The organism is Lysobacter sp. A289, assembly GCF_054072675.1.
The window spans coordinates 1,916,581-1,940,043 of the sequence record NZ_JBSVRN010000001.1; the positions used below are offsets into that span (position 1 = coordinate 1,916,581).

The 23,463-nt window shown below is 65.8% G+C and carries 16 protein-coding genes; 4 read left to right on the forward strand and 12 right to left on the reverse strand.

The features are described 5' to 3' along the window. Positions 1–135: 135 nt before the first annotated feature. The 4 genes from ACW5DN_RS08900 to ACW5DN_RS08915 form a co-directional block, all read right to left on the reverse strand. Positions 136–684, reverse strand: coding sequence for an N-acetyltransferase family protein (locus ACW5DN_RS08900; RefSeq protein ID WP_456962331.1), 549 nt, complete (start codon positions 682–684; stop codon positions 136–138). Beyond that, positions 685–2,481 carry an aspartate--tRNA ligase gene (gene aspS / locus ACW5DN_RS08905; protein WP_456962332.1) on the reverse strand — a complete coding sequence of 599 codons (1,797 nt, stop codon included), beginning with the start codon at positions 2,479–2,481 and terminating at the stop codon, positions 685–687. It lies immediately after the preceding gene. Between the two features lie 133 nt (positions 2,482–2,614). After that, positions 2,615–2,953, reverse strand: coding sequence for an FmdB family zinc ribbon protein (locus ACW5DN_RS08910; protein ID WP_456962333.1), 339 nt, complete (start codon positions 2,951–2,953; stop codon positions 2,615–2,617). 168 nt (positions 2,954–3,121) lie between these two features. Continuing rightward, the gene (locus ACW5DN_RS08915; RefSeq protein WP_456962334.1) at positions 3,122–4,336 is read right to left on the reverse strand and encodes a cation:proton antiporter; all 1,215 of its coding nucleotides are present in this window, start codon (positions 4,334–4,336) and stop codon (positions 3,122–3,124) included. Positions 4,337–4,497: 161 nt separating this feature from the next. On the opposite strand from ACW5DN_RS08915, the gene ACW5DN_RS08920 reads away from it, so the two are divergent. Continuing rightward, positions 4,498–5,208, forward strand: a complete 711-nt coding sequence (locus ACW5DN_RS08920) for an SIMPL domain-containing protein (RefSeq protein WP_456962335.1) — start codon at positions 4,498–4,500, stop codon at positions 5,206–5,208. A gap of 68 nt (positions 5,209–5,276) precedes the next feature. On the opposite strand, the gene ACW5DN_RS08925 is transcribed toward ACW5DN_RS08920, so the two are convergent. Beyond that, positions 5,277–7,178 (reverse strand): ABC-F family ATP-binding cassette domain-containing protein, encoded by a 1,902-nt coding sequence (locus ACW5DN_RS08925; protein ID WP_456962336.1) that lies wholly within the window; start codon positions 7,176–7,178, stop codon positions 5,277–5,279. A gap of 100 nt (positions 7,179–7,278) precedes the next feature. Here ACW5DN_RS08925 and ybaL point away from each other — a divergent pair, with 100 nt between their 5' ends. Further along, positions 7,279–8,982, forward strand: a complete 1,704-nt coding sequence (ybaL, locus tag ACW5DN_RS08930; protein WP_456962337.1) for a YbaL family putative K(+) efflux transporter — start codon at positions 7,279–7,281, stop codon at positions 8,980–8,982. Between the two features lie 157 nt (positions 8,983–9,139). Then, positions 9,140–11,524 (forward strand): TonB-dependent receptor plug domain-containing protein, encoded by a 2,385-nt coding sequence (locus ACW5DN_RS08935; protein ID WP_456962338.1) that lies wholly within the window; start codon positions 9,140–9,142, stop codon positions 11,522–11,524. Positions 11,525–12,070: 546 nt separating this feature from the next. On the opposite strand, the gene clpB is transcribed toward ACW5DN_RS08935, so the two are convergent. From clpB to rluD, 3 genes are all read right to left on the reverse strand, one after another. Next, on the reverse strand, positions 12,071–14,656 hold the full coding sequence (gene clpB / locus ACW5DN_RS08940) for an ATP-dependent chaperone ClpB (RefSeq protein WP_456962339.1): 2,586 nt from the start codon (positions 14,654–14,656) through the stop codon (positions 12,071–12,073). A gap of 364 nt (positions 14,657–15,020) precedes the next feature. After that, positions 15,021–15,845 carry a peptidoglycan editing factor PgeF gene (pgeF, locus tag ACW5DN_RS08945; RefSeq protein ID WP_456962340.1) on the reverse strand — a complete coding sequence of 275 codons (825 nt, stop codon included), beginning with the start codon at positions 15,843–15,845 and terminating at the stop codon, positions 15,021–15,023. A gap of 131 nt (positions 15,846–15,976) precedes the next feature. Further along, positions 15,977–16,951, reverse strand: coding sequence for a 23S rRNA pseudouridine(1911/1915/1917) synthase RluD (gene rluD / locus ACW5DN_RS08950; RefSeq protein WP_456962341.1), 975 nt, complete (start codon positions 16,949–16,951; stop codon positions 15,977–15,979). A gap of 81 nt (positions 16,952–17,032) precedes the next feature. Between rluD and ACW5DN_RS08955 the strand changes: the two genes are divergently transcribed. Further along, on the forward strand, positions 17,033–17,875 hold the full coding sequence (locus tag ACW5DN_RS08955) for an outer membrane protein assembly factor BamD (protein WP_456962342.1): 843 nt from the start codon (positions 17,033–17,035) through the stop codon (positions 17,873–17,875). Between the two features lie 11 nt (positions 17,876–17,886). On the opposite strand, the gene ACW5DN_RS08960 is transcribed toward ACW5DN_RS08955, so the two are convergent. From ACW5DN_RS08960 to ACW5DN_RS08975, 4 genes are all read right to left on the reverse strand, one after another. After that, positions 17,887–19,566 (reverse strand): NAD+ synthase, encoded by a 1,680-nt coding sequence (locus tag ACW5DN_RS08960; protein ID WP_456962343.1) that lies wholly within the window; start codon positions 19,564–19,566, stop codon positions 17,887–17,889. Positions 19,567–19,740: 174 nt separating this feature from the next. Next, positions 19,741–20,616: a succinate--CoA ligase subunit alpha gene (sucD, locus tag ACW5DN_RS08965; protein ID WP_456962344.1), complete on the reverse strand. Its 876-nt coding sequence runs from the start codon at positions 20,614–20,616 to the stop codon at positions 19,741–19,743. Between the two features lie 24 nt (positions 20,617–20,640). Further along, positions 20,641–21,804 (reverse strand): ADP-forming succinate--CoA ligase subunit beta, encoded by a 1,164-nt coding sequence (gene sucC / locus ACW5DN_RS08970; protein WP_456962345.1) that lies wholly within the window; start codon positions 21,802–21,804, stop codon positions 20,641–20,643. Between the two features lie 219 nt (positions 21,805–22,023). Further along, positions 22,024–23,367, reverse strand: a complete 1,344-nt coding sequence (locus ACW5DN_RS08975; RefSeq protein ID WP_456962346.1) for a hypothetical protein — start codon at positions 23,365–23,367, stop codon at positions 22,024–22,026. Positions 23,368–23,463: the final 96 nt, after the last annotated feature.

Below are 23,463 nucleotides of genomic sequence, written 5' to 3' on the forward strand. Positions count from 1 at the left end.
ATTGATGCATCACCGAAAGACTCTAACCGAGCGTGCGTGTAGAGCCCTGATTACGCCGTGCGCGCCCAACAAGGTGATCTTCATATGGGGCCTGGCGTCTGAGTTGATCAGAGCTTCCTTGCAGGGGTGTCGGGCTCAGCCGGTCCAGTCGGCGGGCCGCCGCAGGATGAATTCGTGGTCGCGCACGCGGCCGACCGCGAACTCGTAATCGCCCACGTGCTCGAAACCGTGGCGTGCGTAGAAGCGTTGCGCGCCGAGGTTCTGCGACCACACCCCGATCCACAGGGTGCGCCGGCCGTCGCGCTGCAGCCAGTCCAGGGCGGTTTGGAACAGCCGGCCGCCCCAGCCGCCATTTTGCTCACCTTGCACCAGGTACAGGCGCTTGAGCTCGCCATCGTCGGGACGGGCCGCGGCATGCGGCAAGCCACACGGACCGGCCGCGGCATGCCCGATTGCCTCGCCTTCGCGCTCCAGCAGCCAGACCGCGTAGTCGGGATGGGCCAGGATCGTGCGCTGGCGTTCGACCGCATAGCTCTCGGCCAGGAACGCCTGCAGGTCCGCGTCCGGATACAGATGGCCGAAGGTCTCGACGAACGTGCGGGTGGCCAGTTGCGACAACACCTCTGCATCGGCCGGCGTCGCGCGGCGGATGACGGGGACGGCATTCCCGGCACTGGTGCCCATCTAGCCTGCCGCGGGCTCGTCGGCCTTCGCCGGCTTCGGCCGCACCGACACGTGCACCTCGGCCAGTTGGGCATCGGGGATCGGCGACGGCGCGCCGGTCATCATGCATTGCGCGCCGGTGGTCTTGGGGAAGGCGATCACGTCGCGGATCGACTCGGTGCCGGCCATCAACGCGGCGATGCGGTCGATGCCGAACGCGATACCGCCATGCGGCGGCGCGCCGTACTTGAGCGCGTCGAGCAGGAAGCCGAACTTGGCCTGCGCCTCCTCGGCGTCGATACCCAGCAGTTCGAACACCGCCGACTGCATCGCCGGGCGGTGGATGCGGATCGAACCGCCACCGATCTCGTTGCCGTTGAGCACCATGTCGTAGCCGCGCGACACCGCCGTCTTCGCGTTCGCCTTCAGCTCGGCGACGTCATCCACCGCCGGCGCGGTGAACGGGTGATGCAGGGCCACGTAGCGGCTGGCCTCCGCGTCCCACTCGAACATCGGGAAATCAGTCACCCACAACGGTGCCCAGCCTTCGCGCACCAGCCCCAGGTCCTTGCCCAGCTTGAGCCGCACCGCGCCCATGAAGTCCGAGGCAGTGTTGTAGCCCGCCGCGCCGAACAGAACCAGGTCGCCGGCCTGCGCGCCGGTCGCCTGCAGGATCGCGGCAAGGGTCGCGTCGTCGAGGAACTTCGCGATCGGCGAGCTCACGCCCTCGCGGCCCTTCACCGGGTCTTCGACCTTCATCCACGCCACGCCCTTGGCGCCGTACTTGGCCGCGTGCGCGCCGACCTCGTCGATCTGCTTGCGCGACAGCTTCGCCGCGCCCGGGGCACGCAACGCGACCACGCGGCCGTCCTCGGCATTGGCCCAGTCGGTGAAGACCTTGAACTCGCAGCCCTTGACCAGCGCGGCGATGTCGGTGAATTCCATCTCGATGCGCAGGTCCGGCTTGTCAGACCCGAAGCGGCGCATCGCCTCGGCATGGGTGATGCGCGGAAACTCGCCCAAGTCGACGTCCATGACCTCGCGGAACACCTCACCGATCAGCGCTTCGGCGGTGTCCTGCACGTCGCGCTCCTCGACCCAGGCGAACTCCATGTCCAGTTGGGTGAATTCGAGCTGGCGGTCGGCGCGCAGGGCCTCGTCACGGAAGCAGCGCGCGATCTGGTAGTAGCGGTCGAAGCCGGCCACCATCAGGATCTGCTTGAACAACTGCGGGCTTTGCGGCAACGCGTAGAACTCGCCCGGATGCATCCGCGCCGGCACCAGGAAGTCGCGTGCGCCTTCCGGCGTAGCCTTGGTCAGGATCGGGGTCTCGATGTCCTGGAAGTCGCGCGCGTCCAGCCAGCGCCGCAGCGCCTGCACCAGCTTGGTCCGGGTGCGCAACTTGCGCTGCATCTCCGGCGTGCGCAGATCCAGGTAGCGGTACTTCAGGCGGATGTCCTCGCCCGGGTTCTCGTGGGCGTGGAACGGCAGCGGCTCGGCCTTGTTCAGCACCTCGATGGCCGCGGCCACCACTTCTACCTGGCCGGTACGGATCTTGTTGTTGACCGCCTGGCGCTGGCGCACCACGCCGGTGACGCGCAGGCAATCCTCGTAACCCACATGTCCGGCAGCAGCGATGACGTCCGCATTGCCGGCCGCATCCGATGGCTCGGCGACGACCTGGACGATGCCCTCATGGTCGCGTAGGTCGATGAAGCACAAGCCGCCCAGGTCGCGGGCGACATCGGCCCAGCCGCACAAGGTAACGGTCTGGCCGATCATGGATTCATCGATCAGGCCGCAAAAATGGGTACGCATGGGGGCTCCGGTTCAGCAGTGGCACGCCGGCACGAACCGGCTGGCCCATTAGTTTAGTGGCGCAATGCGCGATGTCACACCCGACACCGCGACGGGCCGTCGCGCTGCGTCGCCCGGCAACGGTGCGCAACCGTCAGCCAGCCGCTGGCTTGTTTTCCACCGGCTTGGCCGCGGCTGCACTGGCTGCAGGCTTCGCGTCGGCTTTGGATTCGTTCTTGGCGTCGGACTTGGCGTCCGTGGTTGTCGCGTCCTTGCCACCATCACCGGCCAGGTTGCGCTTCTTCTCGCCGTCCTTCTTGAAGTCGGTCTCGTACCAACCGGTGCCGGACAGACGGAACTGGGGCGCGGTCAACTGCCGCTTCAATTGCGGTTTGCCACATTCCGGGCAATCGGTCGGATCGGCATCAGACAACTTCTGCAGGCGGTCGAAATCGTGGCCACAAGCAGCGCACTCGAAAGCATAGATCGGCATGGAGACGTGACCTTGGGGTTGGGCAATGCACTGGCAAAGCGGAATTGGCGACCCGGCCAACGCGGAAGGGGCCAGACGGCCCAAGCCGAACCGATATTGGGGACGTATCCCGGCAACTCAAGGCGGCGACGGTTCGATCGCGGTTGCGCCCGACAGCGGCAACCACGCTCAGGTGTTGGTCGCCGGCGGAAAACCGTTCGGCGTCGGCTCGCCACGCATGCGGTCTTCCGGGTGCTGCCGGGAACCGGGCTCGATGGTGTCGACGTCAAAGGGCGAGCGCAGCACCAACGACGGCAGCAGGGTATTGAGGGTGGTGTAGAGGATCAACCCGCCAAACAGGGTCCCGGATATCTGGAACTGCTGGTGCAGGATGGTGGCGATCACCAGGGTGAACACCAGCGTCGGCGCCAGCGCGACGGAGACCTTCAGGCTGCTCTTGTGAGCCTCGCCAAACATCAGCCGGCGCTGCAACCACACCAGTCCGACCCGCAACGGGACAAACACCACGGTGAGCATGACGCCCAGTCCGGCCGCCTCCCACGTCAGCGCGTCGCGGGTGATCTCGGTACCGGCGTGGAAGAAATAGATCGGCACGAAAAACGTGGCAAACAGCCGCAACGCGTGGATGTTCTCGTCCGAGGCCAGTCGCGGCATGCGCAGCCGCAACAGCCGGGCAACCAGACCGGCCACAAATGCGCCGACGAGGTAATACACCCCCAACTTGAAGGTGATGAAAGCGGCGACCAGCCCGACCATCACCAGCAACGAGAACTCCGAGCCCGGCGCGTGCGGCACCACCCAGCGGCCCAGCGCGATGAACAGCAACGGCAGCCCGACCATCATCGCCAGCATCACCAGCGACGAGATCCCCAACTGCATCGGATCGTCGGCCTGCAGCACCACGAACAGCACCGCCAGCGCCAGCAACTCGCCGGCGATCGCCTTGCTGGTGACCCAGAACCGCTCTTCCTCGTTGAGACCCAGCCGTTCCAGCGTGTCCAGGATGAACCCGGTCGAAGGGGTCAGCAGCGCCAGCGACACCAGCGCCGCCGGCTGCCAGTCCAGGCCCAGGTAACGCCACGCCAGCCAGCTCACCGCACTCAACGAGGCTACCCGCATCAGCAGGTAGACACTCAGCCCGCCCAGCCCCTTGCGCAGGGACGCCAGCTCGACTTCCAGCCCGGCAAACAGGAACAACGACGAGATCCCCAGTGTCGACAACAGCACGATGACCGGGTCGTGGACGCGATCGGCCCACAGCAACATCGCACCCACGCCCAGTAGCAGGCAGGTAATGGGAGCGGGAACCTTGAAGCGCTGCAGCGCGCGTGGGATCACCAGCAAACCGAATATCAACACCAGGTAGATCAACTCATTGGTCATGCGCGTGCCGGTGGCGAGGAATGAATGCTTCCGGCGCATGGTCGGCGCAGGTCGCCGTCGCTGGCAACCCCCGGTTGCGACTTGACTGATGCTTGCCGCCTCCATGCCGCATTCACCCGGTTCGGGTACGCTGCGGCTCCACGTGTCCTGGAGCCGTACCGATGTCCACCCATCCGCCGCGCGTCACCCTTGTGATTGCCGCCGCCCTGCTGGCCCTCGGCGTGGCCGGTGCCGGCTGGTTGGCCGGCCAGGGCATGGAAAGGCTGAAGACCGCCGACCGCTACGTCACCGTCAAGGGTTCGGCCGAGAAGATCGTCGAGGCCGACCGGGTGGTCTGGCCGCTGCCGCACAGCGTCGGTGGCAACGATCTGGCCGAAGTCCAGCGTCAGCTGGAAACCAATACCGCCGCCATCCGCGACTTCTTCACCGAGGCCGGCTTCAAACCCGAGGAAATCGTGGTCTCCCCGCCACGGCTGGAAGATCGCTGGGCTTGGGCCTACGGCGACAACCGGCCACCGGAGCGCTACCGCTACTCGACCACGGTGAGCCTGCGTACCGACGATGTGCCCAAGGCGCTGAGCGTGCTGCGCCGCAGTGGCGAGCTGGTCGGCCAGGGAGTGATGATCGGCGAAGGCAGCGCGCCGGACTTCGACTACACCAAGCTCAACGACATCAAGCCAGCGCTGATTGCCGAAGCCACCGCCGCCGCGCGCGATTCCGCGGTGCAATTTGCCAAGGATTCCGACTCGCGCCTGGGCGGTATCCGCAGCGCCAACCAGGGCGTGGTCAGCATCACCGACCGTGACCAGAGCAGTCCGCAGGTCAAGCGGGTGCGGGTGGTGACCACGGTGGAATACTTCTTGCGCGACTGAAGGCGGGCCACGGCCAAACGTCGTCAGGATCGCAGGCGTAAATGCCCGGGCCACCCGGTGAAGTGTGCTCAGGCGGCGTCGACCTCGTACAAGGTCAGAAGCTCGGCTTCGGCCTGTTCCAGCTCGGCTCGTCGCTGTACCTGCTGCTTGCCCAGCTCCACGCCGCGGGCGCCGCCGTCTGCATACACCGTCGGGTCGGCCAACTCGGCTTCCAGCGCCGTCAACTGCGCCTCCAACTCCGCTACGCATTCCTCGGCCTTGGCGAGTTTGTACGGATTGGCCTTGCCTTTGCGCGGCTTGGTTGGCGGTGAAGCGACCGCCGCCTGGGCAGCAGCCGGAGCGGACGCTGGCCGGCCCTGACCATCATTGGAATTATCGCGCGTGCGCAGCCAGCTCGCGTATTCGTCCAGATCACCGTCGAACGGTTGGGCGATGCCATCGGCGACGCGCCAGAAGGTGTCGCAGACCAGCCCGATCAGGTGCCGATCATGCGAGACCAGCACGATTGCGCCCTCGAACACCGCCAGCGCCTCGGCCAGTGCCTCGCGCATGTCGAGGTCCAGATGGTTGGTCGGCTCATCGAGCAACAGCACGTTGGGTTTGCGCCAGGCGATCAATGCCAGCGCCAGGCGCGCGCGCTCGCCGCCGGAGAACACATCGACCGTCTCGAACGCGCGGTCACCCGGGAAATTCCACTTACCGAGGAAGTCACGCAACTGCTGGGTGGCCACGCCCGGCGCGATATCGGCGATATGGTCGATCGCGCTGGTGCCGGCACGCAGCGACTCGACCGTGTGCTGGGCGAAGTAACCAATCCGCAGGTCGGGATGGCCATGGCGCTCCCCGGCCAGCAGATCCAGATCGCCCACCAGTGATTTGACCAACGTCGACTTGCCGGCACCGTTGGGGCCGAGCAAGGCCACCCGGTCGCCGGCTTCGAGGATGAAGCCGACGTCGTGGAGAATGGTGGTGACGTCCCGCGCTTTTGCAGGAGCGGCCGCAACGTAGCCGCAATCGGCATGCGCCAGGCGCAACAACGCATGCGGCAGCTTGGCCGGGGCCGGAAACTCGATCCGCAACGCGCGCTCGATCCGCACCGCCTCGGTGCCGGCCATCTTGGCCAGGCGCTTGACCCGCGACTGCGCCTGCTTGGCCTTGGTCGCGCTGGCGCCAAACCGGTCGATGAAGCTCTGCAGGTGGGCACGTTCGGCCTGCGCCTTCACGTGGGTGATCTGCTGCAGGCGCAGGTGCTCGGCGCGTTGACGCTCAAAAGCGGTGTAGTTGCCGGCGTACAGCTTGGCCTTGCCGTCATGCAGGTGCAGGGTGTGGTTGGTGACCTCGTCCAGGAACTCACGGTCATGACTGATCAGCAGCAAGGTGCCGGGGTATTTCAACAACCACTGTTCCAGCCACAGCACCGCATCCAGATCGAGATGGTTGGTCGGCTCATCGAGCAGCAACAGATCCGACGGTGTCATCAGCGCACGGGCCAGGTTCAGGCGCACCCGCCAGCCGCCCGAGAACGTGCTGACGGCGCGTCCGTGCGTATCGGCGGCAAACCCAAGGCCATGCAGCAACTTGCCGGCGCGCGCGCTGGCGTCGTAGCCATTGAGCTCCTCCAGCCGGTGGTGGGCCGTGGCGACCGCTTCCCAGTCCTCGTTGGCGACGGCCTGCGCCTCGGCCTGGATCGCCGCATGCACCAGCGCGTCTCCCGACAGCACGAAGTCCAGTGCCGGATCCGGCAGCGACGGGGTTTCCTGGGCGACGCTGGCAATGCGGACGCGGCTGGGAATACCCAGATCGCCCTTGTCGGCTTCCAATTGGCCCTGCAATGCGGCGAACAACGATGACTTTCCGCTGCCGTTCCGGCCAATCACGCCCACCCGCCAGCCGGCCTGCAGTACCAGGTCGACTTTGGACAACAGCAGCCGTTCGCCGCGACGGAGGGCAAAATCCTTGAAAGCAATCATGCGGTCATTGTACGGGTGCAGGCTCGACCTGCCGAGGTTATCGCTTGCCTGATCCGGCAACGACCTACATGATTGGTCGGCTAAGCCCAATGGAGCCCCGATGCTGCACGAAACCGACCTGATCAGCATCATCGCCGTGGGGCTGCTGCTGGCATTCCTGTTCGGCGCGCTGGCGAATCGATTGCGGCTGTCCCCATTGGTGGGTTACCTGGCGGCCGGCATCGTTGCCGGCCCGTTCACGCCCGGCTTCGTCGGCGACCAGGGCCTGGCCAACCAACTGGCCGAGATCGGCGTGATGCTGCTGATGTTCGGCGTCGGCCTGCATTTCTCGGTCAAGGACCTGATGGCGGTCAAGTGGATCGCGATCCCCGGCGCCATGGTCCAGATCACCGTCGCCACCCTGCTCGGCTGGGGCCTGGCCGCGCTGATGGGCTGGTCGACCGTGCACGGTCTGGTGTTCGGCTTCTCGCTCGCCACTGCCAGTACCGTGGTGCTGCTGCGGGCGATGGAAGACCGCCGCCTGCTGGACACCAACCGCGGCAAGATCGCGGTGGGCTGGCTGATCGTGGAGGATCTGGCCTGCGTGATCGCGCTGGTGCTGATGCCGGTGCTGGCCGAGATCACCAACCCTTCCGTCGGCGGCCAAACCCACACCTTTGGATCGATCGTGGTCGCTATTCTGCTGACCCTGGTGCAGGTCGCAGCCTTCGTCGCGGTGATGATGGTGGTGGGCCGGCGGGTGATCCCCTGGGTATTGGAACGCACCGCCGGCACCGGCTCGCGCGAGCTGTTCACCCTGTCGGTATTGTCGATCGCGCTGGGCGTGGCCTATGGCTCGGCGGAATTGTTCGGGGTGTCGTTTGCACTGGGCGCGTTCTTCGCCGGCCTGCTGCTCAACGAGTCCGAGCTCAGCCACAAGGCCGCCAGTGATTCGCTGCCGCTGCGCGATGCATTCGCGGTGCTGTTCTTCGTCTCGGTCGGGATGTTGTTCGACCCGATGATCCTGATCGAGCAGCCGCTGCACGTGCTGGCGACGGTGCTGATCATCCTGTTCGGCAAGTCCGCGGCCGCGTACGTGATCGTGCGCGCGTTCGGCTATCCCAACGTCACCGCCATCACCATCTCCGCCAGCCTGGCGCAGATCGGCGAGTTCGCCTTCATCATCGCCGGCCTCGGCGTCGCGTTGCAGATCATGAATGAGGAAGCGCAGGATCTGGTCCTGGCCGGCGCCCTGATCACGATCATGCTCAACCCGCTGATCTTCGTGTTGGTCGATCGGTGGCAAGCCAGGCACACCCGGTTGGCCGAGGAGCAGGTCGAAACCGGACCCCTGCCCGGCCCGTCGCTGGACCTGAGCGATCACGCCATCGTGATTGGTTTCGGCAGCGTCGGCACCGAGTTGGTCAAGCTGCTGCGTGGCCACGACATACCGGTGATCGTCATCGACGACAGCAGCCACCACGTCGAGCGCGCGCACGCCGCGGGCATCCCGGCAATCCGCGGCAGTGCGGCCGCCGACCTGGTACTGGAAGAGGCCCACCCCGAGCGTGCCACCATCGCGATCCTGGCGATCCCGCAGCCGCTGGAAGCGGGCGAGACCATGGCCAAGCTGCGTGCCATCAACCCGTCACTGACCTTGCTGGCACGCGCGCACAGTGATGCGGAGGTCAAGCACCTGTTGGAGCGTGGCGCCGACGGCGTGGTGCTGGCCGAGCGCGAACTTGCCCACAGCCTGGCCGAGATGGTGATTGCCACCCCGGCTTATCGGGGTGATCACCACTTGCCACGGACCAGCCGCGCCTGACGGCCATCGCGCCTGATCACCTGGTTGCACGCGCAGGTCAGAACGGTCGTTCCATTAACGTCCTTCCATCGTTCCATCAAGATGGTTTGACGAGAGCGTTAATTTCGGGTTAATCAAAGGAACGCCGCCATTGCGGTCTTCCCCCCGAGAACCCACCATGATCCCGACCCGCCTGCAGTTGGCCATCGCCGTTGCACTCGCCGCTCCCGGAGCCTTTGCCCAGACCGCGACCGTCCCTGTCGATGACGCCACCACGCTTGACCAGGTGATCGTCACCGGCACCCGGGTGACCGGCCGCACCATCGCCGAGTCGGCGTCACCGATCGACATCATCACCCCGGAGGTGCTGCGGGCCACCGGCACCACCGAACTGGCCACGGCGTTGTCGCGGGCGTTGCCATCGCTCAACTTCCCGCGTCCGGCGGTCACCGACGGCACCAGCGCGATCCGGCCGGCACAGCTGCGTGGCCTCGCCCCCGACCAGGTGCTGGTGTTGGTCAACGGCAAGCGCCGCCACACTACCGCGCTGCTCAACGTCAACGGCAGCCAGGGTCGCGGCTCGTCCCCGGTCGACCTCAACGCCATCCCGGTCTCGGCGATCGAGCGGGTCGAGGTATTGCGCGACGGCGCCTCAGCGCAATACGGCTCCGATGCCATTGCCGGGGTGGTCAACATCGTCCTCAAGGGGGCCGGCAGCGGCGGTAGCCTGGATGCGAGCTACGGCCAGTACTCTGCTGGCGATGGCAAACAGCACCAGGTTTCCGGTGATGCCGGGATCACGATCGGCGAGGAAGGTTTCCTGCACCTGGCCGGACAGTTCGGCGAGCAGGACTTCACCAACCGCGCGCGTCCTTTCGCGGGCACGCCCAGCCCGACCCAACCCGAGCTCGGCCAGAAGGCCTTCGTCTATGGCGATCCGTCCGTCGAGCACTGGGCGTTCTCGGTCAACTCCGAGATCCCGTTGACCGACACCATCGACCTGTACGCCTTCGGCATGGCCAGCGAACGCGACATCACCTCGTTCGCCTTCTTCCGCGCACCGGGCAATCCGAACCAGAACATTCCCTCGATCCACCCCGACGGCTTCGTGCCGCAGATCAACAACATCGCCGATGACCGCTCACTGGTGGCCGGGTTGCGCGGCGACACCGCCGGCTGGGCCTGGGACCTGAGCTACAACTACGGCTACAACCACCTGGAGTTCTTCACCCGCAACTCGCTCAATGCCAGCCTTGGGCCAAGTTCGCCGACGTCGTTCTTCGCCGGCGCACTGGAGACGACCCAGAACATCGTCAACCTCGACCTCAGCCGCCAGTTCGACTGGGGCCTGGCCTACCCGGTCAACTTCGCGATGGGTACCGAGTACCGCGAAGAGAAATGGAACCAATCCCCGGGTGAGCCGGACTCCTGGCGCCAGGGATCACTGCCTCGGCCTATCGCCTCGGGCGCGCAGGGCTTTCCGGGCTACCGCCCGAGCGATGCCGGCCACTATTCGCGCGACAGCTACGCGCTGTATGCCGACCTTGAGGCCGACCTCACCGACCGCTTCTCCGGTGGCGCGGCGGTGCGTTACGAGGACTACAGCGACTTCGGCAACCAGACCTCCTTCAAGCTGTCGGGGCGTTACGAGTTCAGCGACGCCGTTGCCCTGCGCGGCACCGTCTCCAGCGGCTTCCGCGCGCCGTCGCTGTCGCAGCAGAACTTCCAGACCACCAGCACCACTTTCATCGCCGGCATCAGCGACCCGTTCGAGATCCGCACCTTCCCGGCCGCCAGCCCGATCGCCGAGGCCCTGGGTGCCGAGCCGCTGCAGCCGGAGGAGTCGCTCTCCTACAGTCTTGGCGTGGTGCTGCAGCCAGTGGATCGCCTGTACGTCACCGTCGATGCCTATCAGGTTGATGTCGACGACCGCATCGTGCTGTCGTCCAACCTCACTGGCGATGACGTCCGCGACTTCCTCGAGGCACGCGGCATCTTCGGCGTCACCGGTGGTCGCTACTTCACCAACGCCATCGACACCCGCAGCCGCGGCATAGACTTCCTCGGCAGCTACCGTTGGGATCTGGCCGCCGGCACCCTGGACGTGACCGCCGGCTACAACTACTCGAAAACCGAGATCACCCGCATCGCGCCCAATCCGCCGGAGCTGGAGACCGGCGGCCTGGATCTGGACCGACTGGACCGGGCCGAACAGGGCCGGATCGAGAAGGGTTTTCCGCGCGACAAGTTCGTGCTCAACGGCACCTGGAACCTGGGCGACTGGACCCTGCTGGCCGGCACGACGCGCTACGGCAGCTTTGAGACCACACCCAACAACGCTGACAACGACCAGACCTACGACCCCAAGTGGCTGATCGACCTGGCCGCGACCTATCACCTGGATCGTTGGAGCTTCACCTTGGGCGGCGACAACGTGCTGAACGAGTATCCGGAGCAAAACATCTTCGGCAACTCGACCAGCGGCCAGTTCCCGTACAGCTCAGCCTCGCCGTTCGGCTTCAACGGCGCCTACATGTACGCCAAGGTGGGCTACCGCTGGTAAGACCCTCCGCAACACGTGTGTGAAACGAAGCCTCCCTGCCTCTGGCGGGGAGGCTTTTTCAAGTGCGACCGCGAACCGGCGCGGTGATTGGTGATTGGTGATTGGTGATTGGTGATTGGTGATTGGTGATTGGTGATTGGGGTACTGGGAGCAATGGGGTTTTGGGTTGCGGGCTTCGGCAGCAGCGACGCCCTGCCGGGGCATTGCTCCTCGGCTCGATCGGCCATCCATGGCCGACTCGCCGCCGCGGACATCCATGTCCGCTCTACGCAATACCCCGACAGGACGACGCGTCGGTCATTGATTGTCGGCTTTCCTTTCCGGAGCCAGCGCAACTCTCCGCGGGTGTCGGGGTGTGGGGGTATTGCGGAAAGCAGGCCATGGATGGCCTGCGGCCCCGAGTCAGGACAGGACGTCCTGACCGAGGGGTGGAGCAATCGCCCCCGCAGCCCGACACCCGCCCAGCCGAAGCCTTACCCCCGCAGCCCGGCACCCGCCCGACCGAAGCCTTATTCCCCGCAGCCGGCACCCGCACACCGCAGCCGCTCACCCCTTCCGGAACACCAGCGCGCCACCTTCGGCATCAACGTGGATGACCTCACCACTGGCGAACTCGCCCGACAGGATCTTCGTCGCCAACGGGTTCTCCAACTGCTGCTGGATCGCCCGCTTCAACGGCCGCGCGCCATACACCGGATCGAAGCCGACATTGGCCAGCAGCGCCAGCGCGCTGTCGGACAACTCGAGCGTCAACCCGCGCTCGGCCAGCCGCTTGTCCAGACCGTGCAGCTGGATCCGGGCGATCTCGCGGATCTGCTGCTTGTCCAGCGAATGGAACACCACGATGTCATCCAGCCGGTTGATGAACTCCGGCCGGAAGTGGCTCTGCACCACGCCCATCACCGCGGCCTTCATCTGGGTGTAGCCCTCAGGCGTGTCATCGGCGTCCATCTCCTGGATCATCTGGCTGCCCAGGTTGCTGGTCATCACGATCACGGTATTGCGGAAGTCCACGGTGCGGCCCTGGCCGTCGGTCAGGCGGCCGTCGTCGAGCACCTGCAGCAGGATGTTGAACACATCCGGGTGCGCTTTTTCGACCTCGTCCAGCAGGATCACGCTGTACGGACGCCGCCTCACCGCCTCGGTCAGGTAACCACCCTCCTCGTAGCCGACGTAGCCCGGCGGCGCGCCGACCAGACGGCTGACCGAATGCTTCTCCATGAACTCGCTCATGTCGATCCGGATCATCGCGTCGGCGCTGTCGAACAGGAACTCCGCCAGCGCCTTGCACAGCTCGGTCTTGCCGACACCGGTGGGGCCGAGGAACAGGAATGACCCTGATGGCCGATTCGGGTCGGACAGGCCAGCGCGCGAACGCCGCACCGAATCCGACACGACCTTGATCGCCTCGTCCTGGCCGACCACCCGGGTGTGCAGGTGCTGCTCCATCTGCAGCAGTTTCTCGCGCTCACCTTCGAGCATCTTCGACACCGGAATGCCCGTCCAGCGGCTGACCACCTCGGCGATCTCCTCCGCGGTGACCTTGTCCTGCAACAGGGTGAAGCCCCGGGTCTCGGCCTCGTGCGCGGCCTTGGCCTGCTTCTCCAACTCTGGCAGGCGGCCGTACTGGATCTCGCTCATCTTCGCGAAGTCCTGCTTGCGCTGTGCGGCTTCCAGCTCGAGTTTGGCTGCCTCGATCTGTTCCTTGATCTTCGTCGCGCCCTGCAGCATCGCCTTCTCGGCCTTCCAGATTTCCTCCAGGTCGTTGAACTCCCGCTCCAACACGTCGATCTCGGCCTGCAGGTCGGCAAGACGCTGCTTGCTGGCGGCGTCCTTTTCCTTCTTCAGCGCCTCGCGCTGGATCTTCAGCTGGATCAGCCGGCGTTCCTTGCGGTCCAGCTCCTCGGGCTTGGAATCGATCTCCATGCGGATCCGGCTGGCCGCCTCGTCCATCAGGTCGATCGCCTTGTCGGGCAGCTGGCGGTCGGCGATGTAACGGTGGCTCAAGGTCGCCGCGGCGACGACCGCCGGGTCAGTGATCTCCACCCCGTGGTGGACCGCGTACTTCTCCTTCAGCCCACGCAGGATCGCGATGGTGTCCTCCACCGACGGCTCGTCCACCAGCACTTTCTGAAACCGGCGCTCCAGCGCGGCATCCTTCTCGATGTACTTTCGGTACTCGTCCAGCGTGGTCGCACCGATGCAGTGCAACTCGCCGCGTGCCAGTGCCGGCTTGAGCATGTTGCCGGCGTCCATCGAACCCTCGGCCTTGCCGGCACCGACCACGGTGTGCAACTCGTCGATGAACAGGATCACCTGGCCTTCGTTCTTGGCCAGATCACTCAGCACGCCCTTCAGGCGCTCCTCGAACTCGCCACGGAATTTCGCCCCGGCAATCAGCGCGCCCATGTCCAGCGACAACACGCGCTTGCCGCGCAAGCCCTCGGGCACCTCGTTGTTGATGATGCGTTGGGCCAGGCCTTCTGCGATCGCGGTCTTGCCGACGCCGGGCGCACCAATCAGCACCGGGTTGTTCTTGGTCCGCCGTTGCAGCACCTGGATGGTGCGGCGGATCTCCTCGTCGCGGCCGATCACCGGATCGAGCTTGCCGGACTCGGCGCGCGCGGTCAGGTCGATGGTGTACTTCTCCAGCGCCTGGCGCTGGTCTTCGGCATTCTCGGATTGCACGGTTTCGCCTCCACGCACCTTGTCGATGGCCGCTTCGATACGGGACTTCTCGGCGCCCGCCGCCTTCAACGCACGGCCGACCTCGCCGCCGTCCTCCAGCGCCGCCAGCACGAACAGCTCGCTGGCAATGAAGGCGTCGCCGCGCTGCTGGGCGTATTTGTCGGTCACGTTGAGCAACCGCGACAAGTCATTACCGACACTGACATTGCCCGCTTGACCGGAGACGGTCGGCAGCTTGTCCAGCGCCTCGCCCAATCGCTCGCGCAACACCGGCACGTTGACCCCTGCCTGGGACAGCAGCGGGCGGGTGCTGCCGCCGGACTGGTCGATCAGCGCCACCAGCAGGTGCGCCGGCTCGATGACGTTGTGATCGCGCCCGACCGCCAGCGACTGCGCGTCGGCAAGCGCCTGCTGGAAGCGCGATGTGAGCTTGTCCATTCGCATGGTGGGATTCCTCATGTACGGGCGGCCGACAAGGCCACGATGCAAAGGAAGTGCGGATCGTTGCAGCCGGGTTCAAGCATTGCCTGCACTTTCCAGCGACCGCGTCCACCCAATGCTGGCATGCGGGTGGCCACGGCCGTGTGCACGGATGCGCTTTACGGGGCCTGATTGGTCCTCGCGCCGGAACGTGCCATCCGACGCCGCAGCACCCGGAGATTCAAGATTTTTCCGCTGCTGCCGATATCCATCAAGCAGCCGTGGGGAGGCATGGGTATGGGGATGATTGACCCGGGAAGTTCCGTCTGGACGGGCAGCCAACGGCCGATGCGCTCCCGGATCCGCTCGGTGCGCTCAGGCGGTGAACTCAGTCGATCCAGATCAGCGACGCCATCCGCCCGGTGCGTTGGTCGCGACGGTGCGAATAGAAGCGCTGCGGATCGGTGATCGTGCACAACCCGCCGCCGTGGATGCGGCCCGACGCGATGCCAACCGCCGCCAGCCGCTGCCGCGCCAGCGCGTAGAGATCGACTCGCCAATGGCCCGGGTGGGTGGGGACAAAAGCCGTTTCAGCGCGCGGATCCTGTGATACGAACGCATCGCGCACTTCGACACCGATCTCGTAGTTTTCCGGGCCGGCAGCCGGGCCCAGCCATGCCATCACTTGCGCAGGCGGCGTCCGCATCGCCGCAACGGTGGCTTCCAGTACACCCCCGGCCAGACCGCGCCAGCCCGCGTGGGCCGCCGCGACCTCACGGCCGTCATCGGCACAGAACAGCACCGGCAGGCAGTCGGCGGTCAGGATCGCGAGTACCGCACCGGCCATGGAAGTGACCGCGGCATCGGCTTCGGGCTCGGTCGTTTTTTCCTCTCCCGCGGCGGCACCCGAAGGGTGTGAAGAGCTGAGAGGAAGCCCCGCCGTTTGGTTGTGAGGGGGCTCGCCGACGCGGAATACGCCCTCACCGTGCACCTGCCGCAACCAGTGCGGTGCCGAGGGCAAGCCAGCCAACGCGATCAACTCGGCGCGATTGCGCTCCACCCGCTCCGGGTCATCGCCGTCGACGGCGACGCGGTTGCCCAGGTTGAAGGTGTCGAACGGTGCGACCGAACCGCCCGCGCCGTGACGCAAGGTGGTGAAAGCATGGACGCCACGCGGCGCGGGCCAATTGGCCTTCAACAGGGCGCGGCTCACGGCCGGGCCCGCCCATTCTGGCCATCAGTGCCGACGTCCGCGCCGACGGCCACCAAGACGACCGTAGGGAGACGTGCCGCCGCGTTCACGGGTTCAAGACGATAAGCGCTCGGCCGGCACGCAGCCATCGCTCAGCGTTCCCGCTCGGCGGCTTCGCGGGTATCGTCCTGCAAGGCCTTCACCAACGCCTGCATGTCGGGCGGCATCGGCGCGTTGCAGCGCACCGGCTCACCGCTCAGCGGATGCGCGAACTCCAGCGTCTCCGCATGCAACGCCTGGCGTTTGAATCCTTTCAGTGCCTCGACCAGCGCGTCGCTGGCACCGCGCGGCAGTTTCAGCGAGCCGCCATACAGCGAGTCGCCGATGATCGGATGCTTCAGGTGCGCCATGTGCACCCGGATCTGGTGGGTGCGACCGGTTTCCAGGCGGCACTCCAACAAGGTGTGGGCACGGAAGCGCTCACGCAGGCGGTAATGGGTGATCGCGTCGCGGCCGTCCTCGCGCACCGCCATCCGGATCCGGTCGCGCGGGTGGCGGTCGATCGGCGCGTTTGCGGTTCCGCCCGATACCAGCGCCCCCGACACCACGGCCAGGTATTGCCGGTGCACGTCGCGCGCCGACAACTGGGCGACCAGCGCGGTATGCGCGACCAGGCTGCGCGCAACCACCATTACCCCCGAGGTGTTCTTGTCGAGGCGATGCACGATGCCCGCCCGCGGCAGCGCGTTCAGCTCCGGGTGCCGGAACAGCAGCGCGTTGACCAGGGTGCCGTCCGGGTTGCCCGCGCCCGGATGCACCACCAGGCCCGCCGGCTTGTCGATCACGATCACATGCTCGTCCTCGAACAGCACCCGCAGCGGGATATCCTCAGCCTCGGAACGGGTCTGGACCTCGGGCACCGCATGCAGGACGACGGATTCGCCACCGCGGACCGGGTCACGCGGGCGCGCTTCACGCCCGTCCAGCAGGACTTCCCCAGACTTGATCCAGCTGGCCAGCCGGCTGCGCGAATAGGACGGGAACAGCTCCGCCAGCACCGCATCGAAGCGACGTCCGGCGGCGGCATCAGGCACGACGGCCTGCAGGGAGATGGCAGGTTGGCTCATTGGATGGACACGGTTAAGGGCACACGGCGCGGGACTGCTATTATCGGCGCTTCGTGCCTCCGGCGCCCGTTGATCCCGACCATGACCGATCGTTCCTCCCCAATTCGCCTGCTTTCGCTGATGCTGGTTGTCCTGTTCGTCGGCTCTGGCTGCTCAATGTTCAAGAAAAAGGACGCACCGGAAAACGCGTCGGTGGAGCAGCTCTACGAGAAGGCCCATGCCTCGATGATCCGCGGCAACTGGTCAGTCGCCGCCACCACCTTCAGGGGCCTCATCGCCCAATACCCCTATGGCCCGTATACCGAGCAGGCGTTCATGGAGACCGCCTACGCGCAGTACAAGGCCGGCGCGCACGAGGAGGCGATCAGCAGCATTGACCGCTTCATCCGCACCTACCCGACCCACCGCAACATCGCCTACATGTACTACCTGCGCGGCTTGGTGAACTCCAACCGCGACGCGGTGTTCCTGCAGAAGGTTTGGCGGCTGGACGCCAGCCGCCGCGACCTGGCCACCCCGACCCAGGCCTACAACGACTTCTCGATCGTCACCAGCCGTTATCCCAACAGCCGCTATGCCGCCGATGCACGTGACCGCATGGCCGAGCTGCGCAATACCTTTGCGCGACACGAGCTGGAAACGGCCCTGTACTACCTGCGCCGCACCGCCTACGTCGCCGCTGCCGATCGTGCGACCTACCTGCTGGAAACCTACCCGCAGAGCATTTACCAGAACGACGCCGTAGCGACGCTGGCATCCGCTTACGAGGGATTGGGCAACGAGACCCTCGCCGCCGATGCGCGCCGGGTGCTGGCCCAGAACGCACCGGACCATCCGTACCTGAGCGGAAACTGGCCCGACTTCCCCAGCGACTGGCGCAAGCTAAACCCGTTTGCCGGCGAGAAGTCCGCGCTCGACAACTGATGGGCCCTCCGCTAACCCTTGTATCCGTTGCTGATGGGGTAGCGGCGTTCGCGACCGAATGCGCGGCGTGACACCTTCGGCCCGGGCGCGGCCTGGTGGCGCTTCCATTCGCTGATCCGAACCAACCGCAACACCTTGGCGACGGTAGCGGCATCGAAGCCGGCTTCGATGATCTCGGCGCGCGATTGTTCCTGGTCCACGTAGCGCATCAGGATCGCGTCGAGCACGTCGTACGGCGGCAACGAGTCCTGGTCCTTTTGGTCGGCGCGCAACTCGGCCGATGGCGGCCGCTCGATTACCCCGACCGGGATGACCTCGACAGGAGCCGCCCCGCCCGGAATGGCCCCGCTGCCATCGATGCTGTCACCGACCGTATTGCGCCAACGCGCCAGCGCGAATACCTCGGTCTTGTACAGGTCCTTCAACGGCGCGTAGCCGCCGGCCATGTCGCCGTAAATGGTCGCGTAGCCGACCGCGTACTCGCTCTTGTTGCCGGTGGTCAGAAGCAGGCCACCGAACTTGTTGCTCAATGCCATCAGGATCCCGCCGCGGGTCCGTGACTGCAGGTTCTCCTCAGTGGTGTCGGCCGGTTCGCCTTCGAACAACTCGGCCAGTGCGTCCAGGTAGCCCTGGAACGGCTTCTCGATCGGCACCGTCAGCAACCGCACACCCTGCCGCTCGCACTGCTCGGCCGCCAGGTCGTTGGACAGATCGGCGGTGTAGCGCGACGGCATCCGCACGGCGGTGACGTTGTCCGCACCCAGCGCGTCCACCGCAATGGCCAGGCACACGGCCGAATCCAGCCCACCCGACAAGCCCAGCCAGACCTTGCCGAAGCCATTTTTCCGGCAATAGTCCCGGGTCCCGCACACCACCGCGCGCCAGGCCAGCGCATCCCGGCTTTCATCGCCGTCGTGCGGCCACAGCACCGGCTGGAAACGGCGCTGCGCCGGGTCGAAATCGACCACCAGCCATTGCTCCTGGAACGCCGCCGCCGGCGGATGCACATGGCCGTCGCCATCGGCCACCATCGAATCGCCATCAAACACCACCGCATCCTGGCCGCCAACCCCGTTGAGGTAGGCAATCGGCACGCCGCTACCGCGGGTCGCTTCCTCCAGCAACGTGACACGCCGGCCGTGCTTGTCGCGTTCGAACGGCGAGGCATTGATCGACAACACCAGCTCCGCACCGGCGGCAATCGTGGAGGCTAGCGGCTCGTGGAACCATAAGTCCTCGCAGATCAGCAGTCCCAGCCGGACCCCGTTGAGCTCGAACACGCAGTCACCGCCGTCCGGGTCGACCACGAAATAGCGCCGTTCGTCGAACACCGCGTAATTGGGTAACTCACGCTTGCGATAGGTCCGCTCGATGCGTCCATCGCGCAGGATGCTGGCCGCGTTGTAGACCACCGCCCCGGCCGTTTCCGGCCAGCCCACCACCGCGGTGATCCCGGTCGCCGCAAGCGCGACCCGCCGCATCGCCGCATCGCAGTCGGCCAGGAAGCCCGGACGCAGCAGCAAGTCCTCCGGCGGATACCCGGACAGCGCCAACTCCGGGAACAGCACCAGGTCGGCCCCGTATTCATCGCGTGCCTGATGGATGAACGTGATGATCCGGCTGGCGTTGTCTTCCACCGCGCCGACCGGGAAGTCGAACTGGGCCAGTGCAATGCGGAGGGGTTGGGTCATGTCAGTCTTCTGCCGGATGTGGAGTGGGAACCAGTGCTTCGCAGATGCACGCCAGCACCGGTCCGTGTCGGTCAAGACGTCATTGTTCCAGAACCGGAGCACGGTGGAGCCCCGTTGGCGTTACGAAAAAGGCCACCCGAAGGTGGCCTTTTTCTCGCTACCTGCCAGTCTGGCTTACTTCGCCAGCCGCTTCGCAATCGCCGCGCCCAGGTCACCGGGCGACTTGACCGTGGTCACGCCGGCCTTTTCCATCGCGGCAAACTTGCCCGCCGCAGTGCCCTGGCCGCCCGAGGCGATCGCACCGGCGTGGCCCATGCGCTTGCCTTCCGGGGCGCTGGCGCCGGCGATGAAGCCGACCACCGGCTTGGTCACGTACTGGGCGATGAACTCGGCCGCTTCTTCCTCGGCGCTGCCGCCGATCTCGCCAACCATGATGATGCCTTCGGTCTGCTCATCGTCCTGGAACAGCTTCAGGCAATCGATGAAGTCCAGGCCGTGGATCGGGTCGCCGCCAATACCAATGACGGTCGACTGGCCCAGGCCCACGTCAGTGGTCTGCTTGACCGCCTCGTAGGTCAGGGTGCCCGAACGCGACACGATGCCGATCTTGCCGACGGTGTGGATATGGCCGGGCATGATCCCGATCTTGCACTCGCCGGGAGTGATCACGCCGGGGCAGTTCGGGCCGATCAACACGACGTCGTCGTAGTCGTTCAGCACGTTCTTGACCCGCAGCATGTCCAGCACCGGGATGCCCTCGGTGATGCACACGATGACGGTGATGCCGGCATCGGCGGCTTCCAGGATCGCGTCAGCGGCAAACGCCGGCGGCACGTAGATGACCGACGCATCCGCGCCCGTCTGGTCGACCGCATCGGCGACGGTGTTGAAGACCGGCAGGTTCAGGTGCGTGGTGCCGCCCTTGCCCGGAGTCACGCCACCCACGACCTGGGTGCCGTAGTCGAGCATCTGCTCGGCGTGGAAGGTGCCCTGCGAGCCGGTGAAGCCCTGCACGATCACCTTGGTGTTCTTGTTGATCAAAACGCTCATGTGTATCGAATCCTGGTGAGGGTGTCAGGCGGCAACGGCGGCAACGGCCTTGCGGGCGCCGTCGTTGATGTCGTCGGCCGGCGTGATGGCAAGGCCGGAGTTCTTCAGCAACTCCTTGCCCGCTTCCACGTTGGTACCGGCCAGGCGCACGATCACCGGCACCTTGACGTCGACTTCCTTGACCGCCGCGATGATGCCCTCGGCGATCATGTCGCAACGCACAATGCCGCCGAAGATGTTGACGAAAATCGCCTTCACATCGTCGCTGGACAGGATCAGCTTGAACGCCTCGGTCACGCGCTCCTTGGTGGCACCGCCGCCAACGTCCAGGAAGTTCGCCGGCGAGCCGCCATTGAGCGAGATCACGTCCATGGTCGCCATCGCCAGGCCGGCGCCGTTGACCATGCAGCCGATGTTGCCGTCCATGGTCACGTAGTTCAGGTCGTGCTGGCTGGCCTTGACCTCGGCCTCGTCTTCCTGGCGGATGTCGCGCATCTGGGCCAGGTCGGCGTGGCGGAAGGTGGCGCTGTCATCGGAGTTGATCTTGCCGTCCAGCACCGCCAGGTTGCCATCGGTGAGGATTGCCAGCGGGTTCAGCTCGACCAGCGCCAGGTCCTTCTCGTGGAACAGCTTGAACAGCCCCATCATGATCTTGGTCAGCTGATTGGACTGCTTGGCGGTGAGGCCCATGTCGAAACCCAGCGCGCGGCACTGGTAAGGCTGCAGGCCTTCCACGTAGTTGACGTGGATGGTCTTGATCGCCTCGGGCTTTTCGCGGGCGACCTGCTCGATCTCCATGCCGCCTTCAGCGGAGGCGATGAAGGTCACCGTCTGCGTGCTGCGGTCGACCAGCACCGACAGGTACAGCTCCTTGTCGATGTCGGTGCCTTCGCACACCAGCACGGTGTCGATCGGCAACTCGACGCCAGCGGTCTGGTAGGTTTCCATCTTGGTGCCCAGCATCGCTGCGGCGTACTGCTTTACTTCGTCATAGGTCCTGGCCAGCTTGACGCCGCCGGCCTTGCCGCGACCGCCGGCATGGATCTGCGCCTTGACGACCCACAGGTCGCCGGGGATGGACTTGGCCGCTTCGACCGCTTCTTCCGGAGTGCGCGCAATGCGCCCGGCCGGCACCGCAATGCCGTAGTCGGCAAACAGCTGCTTTGCCTGGTATTCGTGAAAATTCATGCGTCACCGAGGGGAGTGGAAGACGTCCCACGCGGAGGCCACCGAAAAACGGCGCGGCGCGAGGGGGCCAAGTATTGTCGCCGATCGTGGCGGGGTGAGCAAAAACCGCCCACCCAGTGACTTCAAGTCATTGAAAGCAGAGGCTCTGGGTTCCCGCTTTCGCGGGAATGACGAACAAAAGCGAAATGATGAGCGAAGACCGGGTGGTCCAGAGTCTGCTTAGCGCGCTCCGGCGGTGGCGCTTGGCTGCCCTGCCGGCGCGGACAACGGCAGATCCCAATGGCGCCCGCTGCCTCGCTGCAGCGTGATGCGCAGGGCCTGCCCACTGTCGACGATCTCGATCGGGTGCTGCGGGCTGTGCAGCTCCGCCGGCCGTGCCGCCAGTCGCTCGGCCAACGGCCGGTGGTCGTCGGGATGGGTCAGCAACCAGTACACCGTCGAGCCCAACCGCATCTTCGCGCCGGTCTCCTGCGCCTTTTTCAGGTAGTCCTGATAAGCCGGGCCCGATACGTGGGTCAATATGCAGCCAACCGGATTGCGGATGCAGCTGAAGTCGAATGCTGCCGGCAGTGCCGACGGCGGCAACGGGCGGTCGTCGACAATCGCGCGCTCGGTCGCCTCATCGCAGCCCACCGCCATGATGGCGGCGCTGCGCATATAGGTGCCGTCGCGGTCGTACAACAGGTTGCTGTCAGGAAAGCCAGCCGCCGCCAGGCCGGCCCGCATGAAGGCAAACTCGCCCTTCATCACTTCGCACATCGACAGCTCCTGCGGCCGTGGCGGTGCCAGGGCGGCCTCACAGACGGGCGGCAATGATTCGCCGGCAGGCGCGCGCGCCAGCATTTCAGCGAACATCCTCAAGGAACCGTCAACAAAGCCGGACGCCACCCCATTCACCAGCAGAGTGTCCGCGTTCGTACCCAGGCGCCGCCAGGTATTGATGTCGTGGCAGACGCCGGAAAATGCCGCCTCCCGGTCGCCGGTAACGAAATCCAGCGCCTGACTGGCCCGGCGCGCCCGCGCGCCGAAACTGAAGTTCGGCGACGGGCGATAAATGGCAGGCTCGAACGGGTTGCGGTAGTAATCGGTCCCGTCCAGTGCCGCACGCTCGATCAATGCCCGATTGTGCGCGCGCCAGCCTTGGTAGTCCGCCTCCCGGGCGCTGACGTGCTGCAGGCAGGCCACCGGATCCGCCAGGCACGACATCGGCAAGTCACTTTCATCGCGCGACCGCCGCGTGAACTGTCCCTGCGCCACGCTGGCAAAATTCGCCATCGTCGATCCAGCGTCGACGGGCTGCCCGTTGGGAGCGGACAAGGCATTGAACCGCCGCCCATCAGTGGCCGCGATCGCCGCGACCTGGTCGGGCGGCACGTCGTAGGGGATCAGCCATAGCGCCGCAAACGCGTTGGTTCCGGTGACCGGCTCGCGGTCGCTCATCAACGCCAATGCGCGCTCGTGCTGGTCACTCGGACCCAGTGCCCGCGAAAGCCCGTACAAACCAATGACCACCACGACTACCGCTCCGGTTGCCACGGCCGCCCATTTCAGAAAACGTTTCATCCCCATCCACCGCATCCATTTCAAGGCCGCGCCATTGCCGTCCAGGCGCACGACACCACAACGACGTCACTTCCCCTTGGTTCGCCCGATACTGTC

What these genes read in the sequence shown, in the direction of transcription:
- aspS (WP_456962332.1), bottom strand. Translation starts at nt 2,481, where the DNA reads ATGCGTACCCATTTTTGCGGCCTGATCGATGAATCCATGATCGGCCAG.
- ACW5DN_RS08960 (WP_456962343.1), bottom strand. Translation starts at nt 19,566, where the DNA reads ATGACCCAACCCCTCCGCATTGCACTGGCCCAGTTCGACTTCCCGGTC.
- ACW5DN_RS08975 (WP_456962346.1), bottom strand. Translation starts at nt 23,367, where the DNA reads ATGAAACGTTTTCTGAAATGGGCGGCCGTGGCAACCGGAGCGGTAGTC.
- ACW5DN_RS08915 (WP_456962334.1), bottom strand. Translation starts at nt 4,336, where the DNA reads ATGACCAATGAGTTGATCTACCTGGTGTTGATATTCGGTTTGCTGGTG.
- ACW5DN_RS08935 (WP_456962338.1), top strand. Translation starts at nt 9,140, where the DNA reads ATGATCCCGACCCGCCTGCAGTTGGCCATCGCCGTTGCACTCGCCGCT.
- sucC (WP_456962345.1), bottom strand. Translation starts at nt 21,804, where the DNA reads ATGAATTTTCACGAATACCAGGCAAAGCAGCTGTTTGCCGACTACGGC.
- rluD (WP_456962341.1), bottom strand. Translation starts at nt 16,951, where the DNA reads ATGAGCCAACCTGCCATCTCCCTGCAGGCCGTCGTGCCTGATGCCGCC.
- ACW5DN_RS08900 (WP_456962331.1), bottom strand. Translation starts at nt 684, where the DNA reads ATGGGCACCAGTGCCGGGAATGCCGTCCCCGTCATCCGCCGCGCGACG.
- ybaL (WP_456962337.1), top strand. Translation starts at nt 7,279, where the DNA reads ATGCTGCACGAAACCGACCTGATCAGCATCATCGCCGTGGGGCTGCTG.
- ACW5DN_RS08910 (WP_456962333.1), bottom strand. Translation starts at nt 2,953, where the DNA reads ATGCCGATCTATGCTTTCGAGTGCGCTGCTTGTGGCCACGATTTCGAC.
- sucD (WP_456962344.1), bottom strand. Translation starts at nt 20,616, where the DNA reads ATGAGCGTTTTGATCAACAAGAACACCAAGGTGATCGTGCAGGGCTTC.
- ACW5DN_RS08920 (WP_456962335.1), top strand. Translation starts at nt 4,498, where the DNA reads ATGTCCACCCATCCGCCGCGCGTCACCCTTGTGATTGCCGCCGCCCTG.
- clpB (WP_456962339.1), bottom strand. Translation starts at nt 14,656, where the DNA reads ATGCGAATGGACAAGCTCACATCGCGCTTCCAGCAGGCGCTTGCCGAC.
- ACW5DN_RS08925 (WP_456962336.1), bottom strand. Translation starts at nt 7,178, where the DNA reads ATGATTGCTTTCAAGGATTTTGCCCTCCGTCGCGGCGAACGGCTGCTG.
- ACW5DN_RS08955 (WP_456962342.1), top strand. Translation starts at nt 17,033, where the DNA reads ATGACCGATCGTTCCTCCCCAATTCGCCTGCTTTCGCTGATGCTGGTT.